General features: G+C 72.8%; 2 protein-coding genes. Both read left to right on the plus strand.

Annotation, left to right across the window (positions count from 1 at the left end; all coding sequences use genetic code 11):
- A partial coding sequence (locus tag L6Q67_RS23865) for a hypothetical protein (protein ID WP_296576101.1) occupies positions 1-189 on the plus strand: 189 nt, incomplete at its 5' end.
- A partial coding sequence (locus L6Q67_RS23870; protein WP_296576104.1) for an AAA family ATPase occupies positions 186-669 on the plus strand: 484 nt, incomplete at its 3' end. The genes L6Q67_RS23865 and L6Q67_RS23870, both read left to right, overlap by 4 nt.

Genomic DNA, 669 nt, shown 5'->3' on the forward strand with positions numbered 1-669 from the left:
ACCACCACCCTGCGCGGCGCGTTGCCCGCCGCCGCACCGGCCCTGTCGGTGGACGAGCTCAACGCCCTCAAGCCCGAGGCCTTCTTCCTGCGGCTCTACCAGCACCGCTTCGGCAGCGATGCGCCGCCCGAGCTGATGGCCGCCTTCGGCGAGCTGCTCGACACCCCGGCCGCGGAGGGCGCGGCATGAAGATCCTCGCCATCCGCGGCAAGAACCTGGCCTCGCTGGCCGGCGAGTTCGAGGTCGACTTCCAGGCCGAACCGCTGGCCTCCGCCGGCCTCTTCGCCATCACCGGCGCCGGCAAGAGCACGCTCCTCGACGCCCTGTGCCTGGCGCTCTTCGAGCGCACCCCGCGCCTCACCCGCGCCGCCGGCCGCGGCGAGATCCCCGACGTGGGCGAGCACTCCACCACCGCCGCCGACCCGCGCACCCTGCTGCGCCGGGGCTGCGCCGACGGCTTCGCCGAAGTGGACTACGTCGGCCGCGAAGGCAGCGCCTGGCGCGCCCGCTGGACGGTGCGCCGGGCCCGCAACAAGCAGGGCGGCAAGCTGCAGAACTCCGAACTCAGCCTCACCCGCCTCGCCGACGGGCAGCTCGCCGGTGGCCACACCAAGAAGGAAACCCTGCAGGCCATCGAAGAGAGCATCGGCCTCAGCTTCGAGCAATTCA

Source organism: Zoogloea sp. (assembly GCF_023150065.1).
Taxonomy (GTDB): domain Bacteria; phylum Pseudomonadota; class Gammaproteobacteria; order Burkholderiales; family Rhodocyclaceae; genus Zoogloea.